The sequence below is a fragment of the Siphonobacter sp. BAB-5405 genome, from assembly GCF_002872335.1.
Taxonomy (GTDB): Bacteria; Bacteroidota; Bacteroidia; order Cytophagales; family Spirosomataceae; genus Siphonobacter.
The window spans coordinates 38,505-53,626 of sequence record NZ_NJAG01000026.1; the positions used below are offsets into that span (position 1 = coordinate 38,505).

16 protein-coding genes are annotated in these 15,122 nt (G+C 48.2%); 12 read left to right on the forward strand and 4 right to left on the reverse strand.

Going from position 1 to position 15,122, the window contains the following annotated elements:
* Positions 1–90 precede the first annotated feature (90 nt).
* The 3 genes from BWI97_RS17960 to prfA form a co-directional block, all read right to left on the reverse strand.
* Positions 91–1,353 carry a DNA recombination protein RmuC gene (locus BWI97_RS17960; protein WP_102202217.1) on the reverse strand — a complete coding sequence of 421 codons (1,263 nt, stop codon included), beginning with the start codon at positions 1,351–1,353 and terminating at the stop codon, positions 91–93.
* A 19-nt stretch (positions 1,354–1,372) separates the two neighbouring features.
* Entirely contained in the window at positions 1,373–1,573 is a 201-nt protein-coding gene (locus BWI97_RS17965; RefSeq protein WP_102202218.1) for a hypothetical protein, read from the reverse strand.
* A 247-nt stretch (positions 1,574–1,820) separates the two neighbouring features.
* On the reverse strand, positions 1,821–2,891 hold the full coding sequence (prfA, locus tag BWI97_RS17970) for a peptide chain release factor 1 (protein ID WP_102202219.1): 1,071 nt from the start codon (positions 2,889–2,891) through the stop codon (positions 1,821–1,823).
* A gap of 218 nt (positions 2,892–3,109) precedes the next feature.
* Here prfA and BWI97_RS17975 point away from each other — a divergent pair, with 218 nt between their 5' ends.
* The 3 genes from BWI97_RS17975 to BWI97_RS17985 all read left to right on the forward strand — a co-directional run bounded on the left by BWI97_RS17975 (position 3,110) and on the right by BWI97_RS17985 (position 5,786).
* A complete protein-coding gene (locus tag BWI97_RS17975; RefSeq protein ID WP_094813089.1) occupies positions 3,110–3,454 on the forward strand; it encodes a hypothetical protein in 345 nt (114 codons plus the stop codon).
* 15 nt (positions 3,455–3,469) lie between these two features.
* Entirely contained in the window at positions 3,470–4,045 is a 576-nt protein-coding gene (locus BWI97_RS17980) for a hypothetical protein (protein ID WP_094813087.1), read from the forward strand.
* A gap of 88 nt (positions 4,046–4,133) precedes the next feature.
* Positions 4,134–5,786 carry a S41 family peptidase gene (locus tag BWI97_RS17985; RefSeq protein WP_102202220.1) on the forward strand — a complete coding sequence of 551 codons (1,653 nt, stop codon included), beginning with the start codon at positions 4,134–4,136 and terminating at the stop codon, positions 5,784–5,786.
* A 69-nt stretch (positions 5,787–5,855) separates the two neighbouring features.
* On the opposite strand, the gene BWI97_RS17990 is transcribed toward BWI97_RS17985, so the two are convergent.
* Complete coding sequence (locus BWI97_RS17990) at positions 5,856–6,329, reverse strand: hypothetical protein (protein ID WP_094813085.1); 474 nt, start codon at positions 6,327–6,329, stop codon at positions 5,856–5,858.
* Positions 6,330–6,458: 129 nt separating this feature from the next.
* On the opposite strand from BWI97_RS17990, the gene BWI97_RS17995 reads away from it, so the two are divergent.
* The 9 genes from BWI97_RS17995 (at position 6,459) to BWI97_RS18035 (ending at position 15,017) form a co-directional block, all read left to right on the forward strand.
* Positions 6,459–7,994 (forward strand): lipopolysaccharide biosynthesis protein, encoded by a 1,536-nt coding sequence (locus BWI97_RS17995; RefSeq protein ID WP_102202221.1) that lies wholly within the window; start codon positions 6,459–6,461, stop codon positions 7,992–7,994.
* A 291-nt stretch (positions 7,995–8,285) separates the two neighbouring features.
* Positions 8,286–8,885, forward strand: a complete 600-nt coding sequence (locus tag BWI97_RS18000) for an RNA polymerase sigma factor (protein ID WP_094813081.1) — start codon at positions 8,286–8,288, stop codon at positions 8,883–8,885.
* Positions 8,860–9,111: a hypothetical protein gene (locus BWI97_RS18005; RefSeq protein WP_094813079.1), complete on the forward strand. Its 252-nt coding sequence runs from the start codon at positions 8,860–8,862 to the stop codon at positions 9,109–9,111. The genes BWI97_RS18000 and BWI97_RS18005 overlap by 26 nt, the downstream gene beginning before the upstream one ends.
* A gap of 70 nt (positions 9,112–9,181) precedes the next feature.
* A complete protein-coding gene (nth, locus tag BWI97_RS18010; RefSeq protein ID WP_094813077.1) occupies positions 9,182–9,853 on the forward strand; it encodes an endonuclease III in 672 nt (223 codons plus the stop codon).
* 73 nt (positions 9,854–9,926) lie between these two features.
* Positions 9,927–10,709 carry a rhomboid family intramembrane serine protease gene (locus tag BWI97_RS18015; RefSeq protein WP_094813075.1) on the forward strand — a complete coding sequence of 261 codons (783 nt, stop codon included), beginning with the start codon at positions 9,927–9,929 and terminating at the stop codon, positions 10,707–10,709.
* A 100-nt stretch (positions 10,710–10,809) separates the two neighbouring features.
* Positions 10,810–11,715: a rhomboid family intramembrane serine protease gene (locus BWI97_RS18020; protein WP_094813073.1), complete on the forward strand. Its 906-nt coding sequence runs from the start codon at positions 10,810–10,812 to the stop codon at positions 11,713–11,715.
* 228 nt (positions 11,716–11,943) lie between these two features.
* The gene (dxs, locus tag BWI97_RS18025; protein ID WP_102202222.1) at positions 11,944–13,872 is read left to right on the forward strand and encodes a 1-deoxy-D-xylulose-5-phosphate synthase; all 1,929 of its coding nucleotides are present in this window, start codon (positions 11,944–11,946) and stop codon (positions 13,870–13,872) included.
* 99 nt (positions 13,873–13,971) lie between these two features.
* On the forward strand, positions 13,972–14,670 hold the full coding sequence (locus BWI97_RS18030; protein ID WP_102202223.1) for a molybdopterin-dependent oxidoreductase: 699 nt from the start codon (positions 13,972–13,974) through the stop codon (positions 14,668–14,670).
* Positions 14,670–15,017, forward strand: a complete 348-nt coding sequence (locus BWI97_RS18035) for a protease inhibitor I42 family protein (protein WP_102202224.1) — start codon at positions 14,670–14,672, stop codon at positions 15,015–15,017. The genes BWI97_RS18030 and BWI97_RS18035 overlap by 1 nt, the downstream gene beginning before the upstream one ends.
* Positions 15,018–15,122 lie beyond the last annotated feature (105 nt).

Here is a 15,122-nt window from a genome sequence, read left to right on the forward strand (position 1 = left end):
TTAGTTTTTAGTTGATCGTTATGGGTTTTTAGTTGTTCGTTACTGAGCAAATTATCAACAACCAACAACTAAAAACCAACAACCAATCTCTTACTCTTCTGCCTGATCCAGCCACGATTTCGGTAACTCCTTGGTAGCCCGGGCTCCGAGTGTACGGATTTTTTCGGCTGTGCGAATCAGATTGCCCTTGCCTTCGTAGAGTTTCTTGACGGCCTCGTCGTAAGCGGATTGAGAAGATTTTAGCGTATCACCTACCTTCTGTAAGTCGCGGATAAAGCCTTCAAATTTGTCGTACAGTTCACCACTCAAGCGGGCAATTTCCAGTGAATTCTTACTCTGTTTTTCGAATTTCCAGAGGCTTGATACTGTACGCAAGGTAGCCAGCAAGGTAGTAGGACTGACGAGTACAATCCGCCGTTCCCAGGCAAAGTTAAACAATTCGGCATCCGACTGAATGGCCAGACTGAAGGCCGGCTCAATCGGCATGAAGAGCAATACAAAATCGGGGGAAATCAGGCCCTGAGCCGTTTCGTAACGTTTTTCGGCCAGAATCCGGATGTGACTGCGAACGGAAGTCAAGTGAGCCGAGAGGTACTTATGCCGCTCGGTTTCGTCATCACAGCCAATGCAGCGTTCGTAGGCGACCAGCGAAACTTTGGCATCCACGATCAGGTGCTTGTTATCGGGTAAACAGATGACTACATCGGGCCGGATGATGCTGTTATCCACATTCTGGGTCAGTACCTGCGTCAGGTACTCCTTGCCTTTGACCAGACCGGAACGTTCCAGTACTTTTTCCAGAATCACTTCGCCCCAGTTACCCTGCTGTTTCGTATCGCCCTTGAGGGCTTTGGCAAGGTTATCAGCGTCCTGACTGAGTCGCTGGCTTAAGTCGTGCAACTTGCGTACTTCGGCGAGCAAACTGACTTTATCCCGTAGTTCCTCCTTGTAATTTTCTTCGATTTTCCGTTCGAACGCCTGAATCTTCTCGCCCAGCGGATGCAGAATCTGGTGCAGATTAACCTGATTCTGTTCCGTAAAGCGACGCGATTTTTCTTCGAGTAAGTCGTTGGCCAAGAGCCGGAATTGGGCGGAGAGTTCTTCCTGCTGGAAGTGAAGTTTATCTTCCAGATTGCGGTAATCAGCTTCCAGAGCCGCCAGTTGACGGTTCAGATCCAGCGTACTACCGCGTTCTTTTTCCAGAGCGGTTCGGAGCTGGCCGTTCTCGTCACGAGCGGTTTTCAGCGAAGCTTCCGCCACCCGTACCTGCGAACCACTTTGCCCTTTGGCAACCAGCCACGCAGCCACGGCTCCAATCGCCAGCCCGAGAAAAAGAAAGAGAAAATCGCTCAAGAATCAGCCGATTAAAAACTTAATTCAAATGGGGTTTCAGTATGTTCGACACACGAACATTAGCTTCCTGCTGTAACAGGGGGAAAGCCTCAATCAACTCCGCCGGAGCCACTGGTTGGCTGGCTTCAACGGTTTCCGTAATGGTAACAAAAGGCAAATGATCCAGTAACTGCTTCATAAAAACAGCCTGATCTTCGGGGATATCAATTGTAATTTTCATGACTTCACGCTTCTCGTTTAACGTTTGATGGGTTTGAGGTTTGATCGCACTTCAACTAATATTCGACAATCATTCAGGTTTGAGCTGAGTTTAAGGTTTGAATTCGTTTGAAGTTTGATGGCAGCCCACCCATTCCAAACGTATGAAACCTTAAACCCTTACAAATCAGTTCACAAAAACTCAAACTTTAAACTTTCAAACCTTGTACTTTAAACCCTCAAACTTTCTCAAACCCATCAACCAACCTTTACACCGCTCCTTCTTTCAAACGTTCGGCGTTTTCGGCGATTCGCAATTGTTCGATGAAATCACCAATCTCTCCGTCCATAACGGCCGGAAGGTTATACACGGTATAGCCAATGCGGTGATCCGTCACGCGGGATTGTGGATAATTATACGTCCGGATTTTGTCGGAACGGTCGCCGGAGCCTACCATGCTCTTACGGGCACCCGAAATCTCGGCCTGTTGCTTGGCCAGTTCCATTTCGTAGAGGCGTGACCGCAGTACGGTCATGGCTTTCTCAAAGTTCTTGATCTGCGAACGTTCGTCCTGACACTGCACGACCAGTCCCGTGGGCAAGTGCGTCACCCGAACGGCCGAGTACGTGGTGTTTACAGACTGTCCACCCGCACCCGACGAACAGAAGGTATCCTTCCGAATATCGTTCATGTTGATCTGTACGTCCACTTCTTCCGCTTCGGGCAGTACCGCTACGGATGCGGCTGAGGTGTGAATACGGCCCTGCGTTTCGGTCGCGGGTACGCGTTGAACGCGGTGTACGCCCGACTCGAATTTGAGTTTTCCGTATACGTCTTCCCCCTGTACCGAAACGATGATTTCCTTGAAACCACCCGAGCTACCTTCGGTCTGGTCCATGATCTGGAACTGCCAGCCCTGATTCTGGGCAAAACGCTGGTACATCCGGAAAATGTCTCCGGCAAAAATGGCCGCTTCGTCACCACCCGTACCGCCGCGAACTTCGAGGATGATGTTCCGGCTGTCGTTAGGGTCTTTCGGAATCAGTAATTCTTTCAGCTCCTGTTCGAGTACTTCCTGATTGGGCTCGAGTTCATCGAGTTCCATCTTGGCCATTTCCCGAAACTCTTCGTCTTTTTCTGTCGTCAGTACTTCTTTAGCCGAGGCGATTTGTCCCAGCAGCAATTGGTACTCTTCGTATTTCTTGACGATTTTTTCCAGATCTTTGTACTCTTTACTCAGGGTTTTATATCGTTTCACATCGCTGGCCACTTCGGGCTGAACGATCTGCTGGGATACTTCGTGGAAGCGTTCGCGTATGGCTTCTAATTGCTCAAGCATAAGGATACTATGAATAGGTTTTCCCTACTAACGGAAAACGTTGCTTTTAAACAAGGACAAATTTTCCACAAAGATAACTATAATAAGATGTACCAACGACAGAACCTAAAGCAAAGGCTTCGTGTTGAGTAAGATAAGTACCGCTGATTTCTAATTCTTTTTTGAGAACTTCTTACATTTACTGCGTGAAATTCTTCAAAAGCATAGGAGTTTTTTGTTTGCTGGTACTGAGCGTGCATTCCGCTTGGGCCATCGATATTCCTTTGTTCGGAAAAACCCGAAAAGTTGTCATCAATGGACAGGTGGTGCGGGTACGGCGAGCAAACGTCATTTTGAAAGTGAGTCCGGACGTACGGATCACTGCTTTTAATACACCCTGGGGTCGTCGGCAATTTGACAAGCTGAGCGAATTTGTGAATTTACCCTTCTTACGGGCGGATCGGGTCTTTGCCCCTCCCTCGTATCTTCGAGTGCTCACTCCGGCCCCGAACGAAGTCCCCGACTTTACCTCTTTTTCCACGCCGGCTCTTTCAAAGAAATTCCCCCAGCTGGCTGCCCGTTAACGAAGCACACCGATTATGAAACGAGTAGCAAGTGTACTTGTAGTAAGTACGCTCCTGATTACGTCCTGCGAATTCAAACGCCTGGATACTGCTAAAATGCAGCAGGAAATACAAAATCAGAAGATTAAGCACGTGACCAGTGCTCAGGTTTCTACCCTGGCTACTGAGCAGGGGGATGCCATAGGCCGGGTCATGGAGCGTCAACCTGTACGGGCTTTAATGACCAAAGCTTTGGTGGATTCGCTCGCTCAGGCGTACGGAGCCCGTATTGAATTTGTACCGGTTTCTCAATGGAATCAGCCCCGCTTTGATGCCAAGACGAAAGAAGTCTTCGCGGCGTATCAGTACAATGCCGAAAAACAATTGCCGCAGGAAAATAACATCCAGAAAATTGGCGATGGCAGCGAATGGCTGTATACGATTCCAGTAGTCATGACGCCGGAATTGACAACAGCATTTAACCAAAAGCAGCTTCCTGGTCTTCAACCGCAAAGAGAAAAGGAATTGCTGGGTTTGTGGGCGGTTCATTTAAGTCGGAAAGAAATTGTACGGCGAATTGATCCAAAAACGCTGGAAAAAGGTAAATTGTAAGACCTTGCATCGCCTCTACCTGAAAAAACGTTTCTAATGCTGGAAACGTTTTTTTGATACCATAACGGCATTATTTAGCTTATCCTTCATGGAAAATCATTCTGATAAAAACATCCGCAACAGTACGTCGATGATTCGCTTGCCGATGTTACTGGCGGCTACGCTGGCCGGAGGTATCCTAATTGGAGCGACCTTTTTTGGGGGCCGTACCCGCTATTCAGGCGATCTGGTACGCAACCTCAATAAGTTTCGGGAAGTACTGACTTACATTGATAACGCCTACGTCGATTCCGTAAATACGGATACACTGGTAGACTACTCCCTGGAAAAAATGATGACGCACCTGGACCCCCACAGCGTCTATATTCCCAAGAAGGAGGTAGCGGCGGCCAAAGCTCAGCTCGAATCAGGCTTTGACGGCATTGGCGTTGAGTTCAATATTTTTAACGATACAGTTTTTGTGATCAATGCCATTCCCGGCGGACCGGCGGCTACGGCAGGCATGCGTTCGGGGGATCGGTTGATTCGGGCGGATGGTACGCCGTTGACCGGTAAAAAAGTGGATAACCAGCTGATCTTTAGTAAACTCCGGGGGCCGGGTGGTTCGGCGGTGAAGCTGGAGATTCAGCGGCGGGGCGAAAAAAACCTGCTGAATTTTAACGTAACCCGGGGCCGGATTCCTTCCTATTCCGTTTCGGCCAGCTATCTTATTGACGGCAATACGGGCTATATCAAAATTGATCGTTTCGCGGAATCGACTTACAATGAATTCCGTAGTCAGCTGGCTTCGCTTAAAAAGCAGGGAATGAGTCGGCTGGTACTGGACTTACGCGGCAACGGGGGCGGCTTCAAGGATCGGGCGACGGATATTGTGGACGAATTACTGGGTGGTAATAAGCTCATTGTCAAAACGGACGGCAAGGGTACGCAGTTCGACGATGAAACGTACGCCCGCAAGGAAGGTCTCTTTGAAAAAGGAGCCGTCGTCTTATTGATTGACGAAAACTCGGCGTCGGCATCTGAAATCGTAGCCGGAGCCTTGCAGGATCATGACCGGGCATTACTCGTAGGCCGTCGTACGTTTGGAAAAGGACTGGTACAGACGCCCATCGATTTGTCGGATGGTTCACAGATTCGAATCACGGTTTCGCGGTATTACACGCCCAGTGGCCGTTGCATTCAGAAACCTTACGCCATTTACGAGTCAGATGATCGGTACAAAGACGGCGAGCTATTCGTAGCAGATAGTATCAAATTCGACAAAAATCAGGCGTTTAAAACGGATAACGGTCGGGCAGTCTACGGCGGTGGCGGTATTATTCCCGATATTTTTGTTTCGGTGGATACGAGTTATCGTACCAAATATCTGTATCAGCTAGCCGCTCGTAACGTTATTGCGGAGTACGCCTTCCGGTATGCTCTGGACAATCGGGCCAAATTGAGCGAACAAACGTTTAAGGACTACTTACAGAAATTTACGGTAAGCGATGCGATGATCAACGAAGTAGCCACGATGGCTGCCGCCTCAGGAATCAAGCGAAACGAGGCCGACCTGAGCCGTTCTAAACGCTACATTCAGGATCAGGTGAAAGCTTTGGTAGCGAGTTATATCTGGGAAAAGCGTTCGAGTACGGCGGGGCTGCGGAATGAATTGTATCAGGTTCTGAACGCGAACGATGCCTTGTATAAAAAAGCGTTAATGTATTTCCCGCAGGCAGATCAAATGGCGGCCAAGCAGTAACGGGGAACGCAATTTTCTCAGGTGCATTTTACAAAAAAGGAGGAGCAGGACGCTCCTCCTTTTTTGTGATTATTCCGTAACGACGGGTTCTGTTTTCCGTAGTTGCCAGGTTACCCCCAGCCAGCTACGGAAATTACCCGTTTTGAAATCCTGACGTGAATACGGCGTCAGCTCAAAGGAGATACCCAGCTGAGGGACTTTAACCAGTGGCGTAACCCGCGTACCAACGCTGAGAAAATAACCCTGCACCAACCGCGTTTTGGAATCGACCAGCTTGCCTACAATTCCCATATTTGCCCCTACACCGGCATAAAACAAATGCTGGGGCTTACGAACAAACGTTACCATTGGAGCCAGTTCGGTGTTGAGGGAAGAAAAAATGGAATTTGTCTGAAAACGAGCTTCCCCCCAGATCCGATGACGGGGATTACTACTGACCGTCAATACACTGTTAAAGGGATAATAGCCGACTACGACCTGAGCACACAGCGACTGAAAAGCCGACGTCAGCAGCAGTCCACTCACCAGGTAAAGAAATTTCATACGTGAACGTTTTATCAAAAGTACGATTCTCTGGTCCTCATTAGCTAGGGATTTGGGAATTTGGCTCTTGCCTTGCCTACCTTTGCGGAACGTACACGAGAATATTCTGCCAGGTACGGAAAGACTTGTATGGGTGTTTTGAAGAAACTAGCCAGTGACACGGCTCTGTATGGTGTCAGCAGTATTCTGGGTCGGGTGATTGGCTATCTGCTGGTACCTCTGCACACGGCCGTATTTGGTCCCGGACCTTTGGCTGAACAGGTAACGTACTTTCTTTGGGTGGCCTTACTCAATGTCATTTACGTTTTCGGGATGGAGACTACCTTTTTCCGTTTTGCTTCCCGGGAGAAGGAACGTTTTCAGGAATTCTACAACCTGTCGATTACGGCCATTCTGACGATCAGCTGCATTGGCTCGGGGATGATCATTCTGCTTTCTTCATCCATTGCCAATGAATTTGGGTATCCGGGCCGGGGGCAGCTGGTTTCCTGGCTAGCCATTATTATGGTCATCGATGCTCTGGTCGCCATCCCCTACGCCCGGATCCGACTCGGAAAACGTCCCCGGAAGTTCGTCGCCATTCGCGTTTCCAATATCGTCCTCAACGTGGGGCTGAATTTCTATTTTCTCTGGTTTTGTCGAAACATTCACGAAGGTAATTTTCTGCCTTTTCTGAAAGGCACCTGGTTGTTTAATTACAATCCTGCGTTAGGGGTAGGTTATATCGTTTTCGCGAATCTTATTGCCAATCTGGCCACGATTCCCATGTTATGGGGAGAGCTTCGGGATTTTCGATTTCGCTGGGACTGGAATGCCTTCAAGCCCATGTGGATCTACGCGTACCCTATCCTTATTCTGGGCCTGGCGGGTAATTTCAATCAGCTTTTTGACCGACTGGTGCTCGAACGCTGGTTGCCCTCAGGATTCTATCCGGGGCGCACTTCGAAGGAAGCTTTAGGAATTTACGGCAATGTATACAAGCTTTCCATTTTTATGAGTCTGGTGATTCAGTCATTCCGTTACGCGGCTGAACCCTTCTTTTTTTCCAAAGCGGAAGATAAAAATGCTCCGAGTGTATTTGCGGATGTCATGAAATGGTTTGTGATCGTCTCGGTAGTAATCTGGGTAGTTGTTTCGCTGAATCTGGATCTGGTGGCTCATTTGTTCCTGCGGCGGAAAGAATACTGGGAAGGTTTGCCCGTCGTACCCGTTTTATTGCTGGCGAACCTGTTTCTGGGCGTGTACTACAACTTAACGGTCTGGTTCAAACTTTCGGATAAAACGCAATACGGTACCCTACTAACGTTCATTGGAGCGGCGGTTACCCTGGTTGCGAACTTTGTGCTGATTCCCTGGCTTGGCTATTTAGGTTGTGCGATTGCTTTTGCTCTTTCCTGCCTGGTGATGATGGTAACCTGTTATGTGTTGGGCGACAAATATTATCCCATTCCGTATCACGTCGCTTCAGCCGTGGGGTATATCGGGGCAGGTGGATTATTAATTGGACTCTCTTCCTTATATACGTTCTCTAATCTCTTCGTTTCTGCCCTGGTGCATGGCCTGTTAGTGGTAGGCTTTCTGGTGGGTATACTGGTTGTCGAGCAAAATGCGTTACCACCCACCATCCGGAAAAAATTAAAGTTTTTACCCGCTAAAAATGGGTAAAAGTCTAAATAATGGATTTATTGTACTATTTTTGTGATTCTTCACAAAAAAATAATACAAAGATTTAAGGCTTATCTTCCAAATTAGATTTGGTGAAGGAGGGGTTTTCAGCTCTATTTTTTGAAAGTATTGTTAAAATCTGTTAAAACCGCGTCAGAAGGGCTCCGGCACGGCTTAACGTTTTTGGTATTTTGCTGGAAGAGATTAATTTTGAATGCTACAATAAAAAAAAAACACGGATAGGAGATACTACATGAAGCACAGCTTTACGTTAACTAAACTGGAAAGTAAATGGCAAAAGTCCAATTTAGCGACAGTGAGCTGGTTTCGCTGTACATCCGTGGAAATGAGCGTGCCTTTGAGCATTTAGTCAATCGCTATAAATCGAAGGTTTACACGACTATTTACCTCATCGTTAAGGATTCATTCGTTGCAGAAGATCTGACACAGGATACCTTTATTAAGGCTGTGGATACGCTGCAATCGGGTAAATACAACGAAGAAGGTAAATTTCTTCCCTGGATCGTCCGAATCGCCCATAACCTCGCTATTGATTACTTCCGCCGGGAGAAACGCTACCCTGAAGTGGTGTTCGAGGACGGCAGCAATGTGTTCAATACGCTGGAATTTGCGGACGATTCAATCGAGTCGGCCACGATTCGAAAAGAAACGTATGAACACCTGAAAGAACTCATTACGCGGCTTCCCGAGCCGCAACGTGAAGTGCTGGTGATGCGGCATTACGAAGACATGAGTTTTCAGGAAATTGCTGACGCCACGGGCGTTAGTATTAACACCGCCTTAGGCCGTATGCGTTATGCTCTCATTAACTTACGGAAAATGATGAGTAAACACGTTCGGACGTATGATACAAACCTTTACACAAAATGACATTCTTCGGTACGCATACGAAGAAACCAGCACGGAAGAAAACCAGCAGATCGAAGAACTGCTCATGCACGACCATGAGTTACTGCTCTTCTATCTGGATATCATGGATCTGAAAGCCGGCTTAAATAAAGTAGAGCTGCAGCCATCCACCCGCGTTACTGATACTATTCTGGAATACTCGCGAGTGAGTCGCCAGAAGAACCAATCCCGTCAGCAATCGTACTGATTCAGCGGGATTGGTTTTTTATTATCTTCGCGTACCCCCTCTCTCTTCGGGAGTCGGGGTTTTTTTGCTTATGACCAAGAAAGAACGTTACGCTGGTGTACTGGCGTACTTTACCGAACATTTTCCCCAGCCCGAAACCGAGCTGAATTACCGAAATCCTTACGAGCTGCTCGTATCCGTAATCTTGTCAGCCCAGTGTACCGACAAACGCGTCAATTTGGTGACGCCTGCTCTGTTCGAGCAGTTTCCAACGCCCGAATTGCTGGCTCTGGCTTCGGCCGATGAGGTCTTTACGTACATTCGATCCATTTCGTATCCAAACAATAAGGCCAAACATTTGGTTGGAATGGCAAGGATACTGGTCGAAGAGTTTGGAGCGGAAGTGCCCGTCCGGATTGAAGATTTACAGAAAATGCCGGGCGTGGGTCGGAAGACAGCAAATGTGATTGCCTCGGTTATTTATAACCAGCCAACCATGGCGGTCGACACCCACGTGTTTCGGGTATCGCACCGGATAGGGTTGGTTAGCAAAACGGCTACGACGCCTTTAGCCGTTGAAAAAGAGCTGATGAAGTACATTGCCAAGGAGCTGGTCCCGAGGGCTCATCACTGGCTGATTTTGCACGGGCGATACGTTTGCGTAGCCCGTTCGCCCAAGTGCCTGGAATGCCCGCTGACGGAATTTTGTCAGTACTTTCAGAAAAATCTCCTGGTACCTGGCGGAAGGAAGTTAAACGAATAATTGCTGAAGGAGAACGGTTTTTTGTGCACTTTTGCCGAAGTCCGATTTATCTACAAGCGTACGCATACATCCTATGTTTAATCTTACACCGGCCGTACGAATTATCCTGATTCTTAATGTAGCGGTATTTGCTGCTCAGAACCTGTTAGTACCCAATCTGGATGAATTGCTGGGACTGCACAATTTCAGTTCTCCGCTTTTCAATCCGATTCAGATGGTTTCGCACATGTTCCTGCATGGCAATCTAGGGCATATTTTCAGTAATATGTTCGCCCTGATTATGTTTGGTCCAGGACTGGAGCAATTGTGGGGTACCAAACGATTTACCTTTTTTTATCTATTTACGGGAATTGGAGCAGGCCTACTGTATTCGGGAATCAACTACTATGAGATAAGCCAGTTGAAAGAAGCGGCTCTGTTGTTCATTCAAGACCCCGATCCCACAAACTTCGTAGGTTTTGTGAACGATTACGCCCCTCAGCTCAATTCAATACCTGAAGTGCGACGGTACCTGGAAAATCCGGACGTAGCTCTGTACCAAAATCAGTGTATTTATTTGACGAAGCAGTACGTGAGCTTAGCGTTAAATGCTCCGATGGTGGGGGCTTCCGGAGCTATTTTCGGATTACTAATGGCCTTTGGGATGTTGTTCCCAAATACTACGTTGTTTTTGTTATTCATTCCCTTTCCAATCAAGGCTAAATATTTTGTAGCTTTATATGGAATATTTGAGTTATACTCTGGTTTACACCGCACTCCCGGCGATAACGTGGCACACTTTGCTCACATCGGCGGAATGCTTTTTGCTTTTATTTTAATTCGGTACTGGGCCGGGCAACGGAAAAATTTCTATTGATCAGGCATTATTTTTTTCAAGATTTACAGGAGCCGTATGCGTTAGCTTTCATGACTAACTATAGGGTAACCATGGGAACTATTAACGCTATTTTTTAGCTATGAGCGGCTTTGTCGACGATATCAAGGAGGCTTTTTCCAGAAGAGACAATGGGTTGATTCAGTTGATTCTGATCAACGTTTTTGTATTCTTGGTTTTGTTAGTAATTCAGGTAAGCTTTAGTCTGGCCGGAAAACCGGGTATCTACGGGATGATTCTCGACCAGATAGCGATGAAACCTAATCTAGGCCACATTCTCTATAAACCCTGGACCCTACTGACGTACTGCTTCGTCCATCAGCAGGTACTGCATATTTTATTCAATATGCTGTTTCTCTTCTGGTTTGGTCAACTGGTGCAGGAGTATCTGGGAAGCCGTCGGCTGGTGAGTATTTACCTGCTGGGCGGCATTTTTGGTGGCTTGATCTATCTGACCTTATACAATGTAGTTCCTTATTTTCAGGCCAATCTGGAAGAACTGAACATTGGAGCTTCGGGAGCGGTATACGCCGTAATGCTCGGAGCGGCCACACTGTTACCAAACTATACCTTTCACGTATTGATTATTGGTCCCGTTCGGATCAAATACATTGCAGCTTTCTGCGTCATTGTTTCGTTTGCCCAGATTCCGGGTACGAATGCGGGCGGAAACATTGCTCACCTGAGCGGAGCTTTATTTGGTTATTTGTACATCCGAATGCTACGTCGGGGCATTGATCTGGGTCAGCCTGTCGAAGCCGTACTGGATTTTTTCAAACGCCTGTTTGCCCGCGAACCTCGCCCCACGATGCAGGTCAAGTACCGATCACAAACGCGGACGAGCTTCACAACGTATAGTACCACTACGGAGGATTATCCCGGCGATGAAGAAATAGACGCGATTCTGGACAAGATCTCGAAATCCGGCTACGAAAGTCTTACGCGGGAAGAAAAGCAGAAGCTTTACAAAGCCAGTCAGAAGAATTAAAGGAAGCACCCCTCGCCTAACGAGGGGTTTTTCAATGCGGGATACGAAGGATTATACGGTACCTAACCGGTTTTTACCGTACCTTTGTCCTCGTTTTTACCAAAACCCACGTTAGCCTACGAAACATTTCGTGACTTTCAAGGGTTTAAGACTCACAGTTCATCTATGAATCATGGAATGAGCGAGTGCTAACGAGTAACTCATTCAGTTCCTGAATCCCCTTATGCAATGCTTATTACGCCTGGTCCTTTGCTAGCTCAAATTGACACCCCTGAGGAATTGCGGAAGTTGGATAAATCGCAGTTGGTTCAGGTCTGCCAGGAGTTACGTCAATTCATTGTTGATAATGTCTCCGTCTACGGCGGACACTTTGGAGCTAGCTTAGGAGTCGTAGAGCTCACGGTAGCCCTGCACTACGCCCTGCATACGCCCGAAGATCAGATTGTTTTTGACGTGGGGCACCAGGCTTACGGCCATAAAATTCTTACCGGTCGCCGTAATCGCTTTCATACCAACCGTTTCTACGGGGGGCTTTCGGGTTTTCCCAAACGCAAGGAAAGCCACTATGATGCCTTTGGTGTGGGACACTCTTCTACGTCGATTTCAGCGGCCTTGGGCATGTCGGTAGGAGCCTTGCACAACGGCAATACCCAACAGCAGCATGTAGCCATTATTGGCGATGGGGCTCTGACGGGAGGTATGGCCTTCGAGGCCATGAACCACGCAGGTTCGCTGAAGGACACGAATTTGCTGATTGTCCTCAATGACAATTGCATGAGTATCGATCCGAACGTAGGAGCTCTGAAGGATTATCTAACCGATATTACCACGTCTCATACCTACAATCGGGTCAAAGATGAAGTCTGGAACCTGCTCGGTAAAATGAGTAACTTCGGACGGACGGCTCAAGAGATCGTTTCGAAAATCGAAAACGGTCTTAAAGCGACGCTACTGCATCAGAGTAATCTTTTCGAATCCCTGAATTTACGGTATTTCGGTCCCGTAGACGGGCATGATGTCGATCATCTGACCGAAATTTTCTCGGATCTGAAAGCCATTCCGGGGCCCAAAATCCTGCACTGCGTAACCGTCAAGGGCAAAGGATACGGTCCGGCCGAGAAGGATCAGACTAAATGGCACGCTCCCGGAAAATTCGACAAGATTACCGGAGAGATTTTCAAGAAAGTATACGAGAAACCTCAACCACCGAAATATCAGGAAGTCTTTGGTAATACTTTGGTGGAACTGGCGGAACAGAATGCTAAAATCGTAGGCGTAACCCCCGCCATGCCGAGTGGTTCTTCCATGAATATCATGATGAAGGCCATGCCGGAACGGGCGTTCGATGTGGGCATTGCGGAACAGCATGCGGTTACGTTTTCAGCGGGTATGGCCACGCAGGGCCTGACGGTATTCTGTAACATCTATAGTACCTTCATGCAACGGGCCTACGATCAGGTCGTACACGACGTTTGTATTCAGGAGTTACCCGTCGTTTTCTGTCTGGACCGGGCTGGTTTTGCCGGAGCCGACGGACCGACGCACCACGGAGCGTACGACATCGCTTTTATGCGTTGCATTCCCAATATGATCGTAGCCTCTCCGATGAACGAACAGGAGCTACGGAACCTGATGTATACCGCTCAAAGTGACAGCGTACAATCCGGTACTCAATCCATCACAATCCGGTATCCCCGGGGCGAAGGCGTGATGCCCGACTGGCGTACGCCCTTCGAACTGATCGAAATCGGTAAAGGTCGTAAGGTACAGGATGGCGAAGAAGTTGCGATTCTGACCATCGGTCCGATTGGTAATTACGTATCTAGTGCCTGTCAGCTACTCGAAAAAGAGGGCTTGACCCCCGCTCATTACGATCTGCGTTTTGTGAAGCCGTTAGACGAAGCTCTGTTACACGAAGTGTTCCAGAAGTTTGATAAAGTCATTACGGTAGAAGATGGCTGTCTGATGGGAGGTATGGGTTCAGCCGTAGTGGAATTTATGACAGAACATGGGTATACGGCTAAAGTAAAACGACTGGGCATTCCGGATCGCATCGTTGAACACGGCGAGCAGCTTGAATTGCACCGGGAATGTGGGTTTGATCCCGAGGGAATCGCCCGAGCCGTACGCGAACTGGCGGTTTTGACTTTAGTCTAATCGATAAGAAATTAGTAGAATGCTGTGAAAGCCCGTTCCTTAGGAATGGGCTTTTTACTTGGTATTTAATACATTTGAAGTAGAAGAAGCTCAATTGCCATGGAACAGTCACCCGACGAAAAACTGGAGCGTATCATCGAAGCCCGGATGAAGCTTAAAGCCCGGTTCGAAGAACGCATGAACAATACACCGTCCATCGCTGACGAACGGCCGCAGGGAAAGGGCCCGACGAATCGCCACGGAATGCCGCAAGCCCCTGTTGGACAAACCATTACGCAAAAGTGGCCCGTACTGGATTTAGGTTACCACCCCGATATTTCACTGGATCGCTGGCGATTGACCATCGACGGTGAAGTGGAACATCCCGTTGTACTGAAATGGGACGATTTCATGGCGTTGCCGCAAACGGAAGATACCTCCGATTTTCACTGTGTAACGACCTGGTCGAAGCTGGACATGGTCTGGAAAGGCGTTCGGCTCATGGATTTGGCGGCTCTGGTACAACCCAGGGAAACGGCTACGCATCTGTTGTGCTACGGCTACGACACTTACACCACGAACGTTTCGTTGGAGGAAGCCCTGAAACCCGACGTATTGCTGGCACATACCGTATACGACGAACCGCTCGCCCTCGAACATGGCGGTCCGGTCCGGATGATTACGCCCCAGCTGTACGCCTGGAAAGGATCGAAATGGATCAAACGGATTCAGTTTTTACCGCAGAATAAATTAGGTTTTTGGGAAGAGCGGGGGTATTCCAATACGGCTTATCCCTGGCGTAACGACCGCTATAGCTGATGAAACAATGGAGCCTGATGGGAGCCTTACTGCTCCTGAGTGTAGGAGCCTGGGCTCAGGGACCGGGTAGATTGACGTTGGGGGTAGGAAACAGCCGTGAAATTCGTCTGGGAAGTAATCCTGAGATGGGTCATCAATGGACCTACGCGTTGAGCGACTCAAGCGTAGTGAAGATTACCAGTAAGTATCAGGCCAATAAGCCGCCTCGCCCCGGTGCTGGCGGTGAACAGATCTATAGGGTCAAGGGCTTACGAAAAGGAACGACACTGTGGATTCTTAACTATGTCCCCTCCGACCCTACGCAAAAGCCCGCTCGTACGGTTCATTATCTGATTACCGTACACTAAGGAATCGTGCTATTTTTCGTACCTTGCGGCCCCAACCGAAGCCGCTTTGGCTCGGGTACACCTAAGAAAAAAAGCTGATTCGCTGTTAAAGGGCGTACGAAAGCC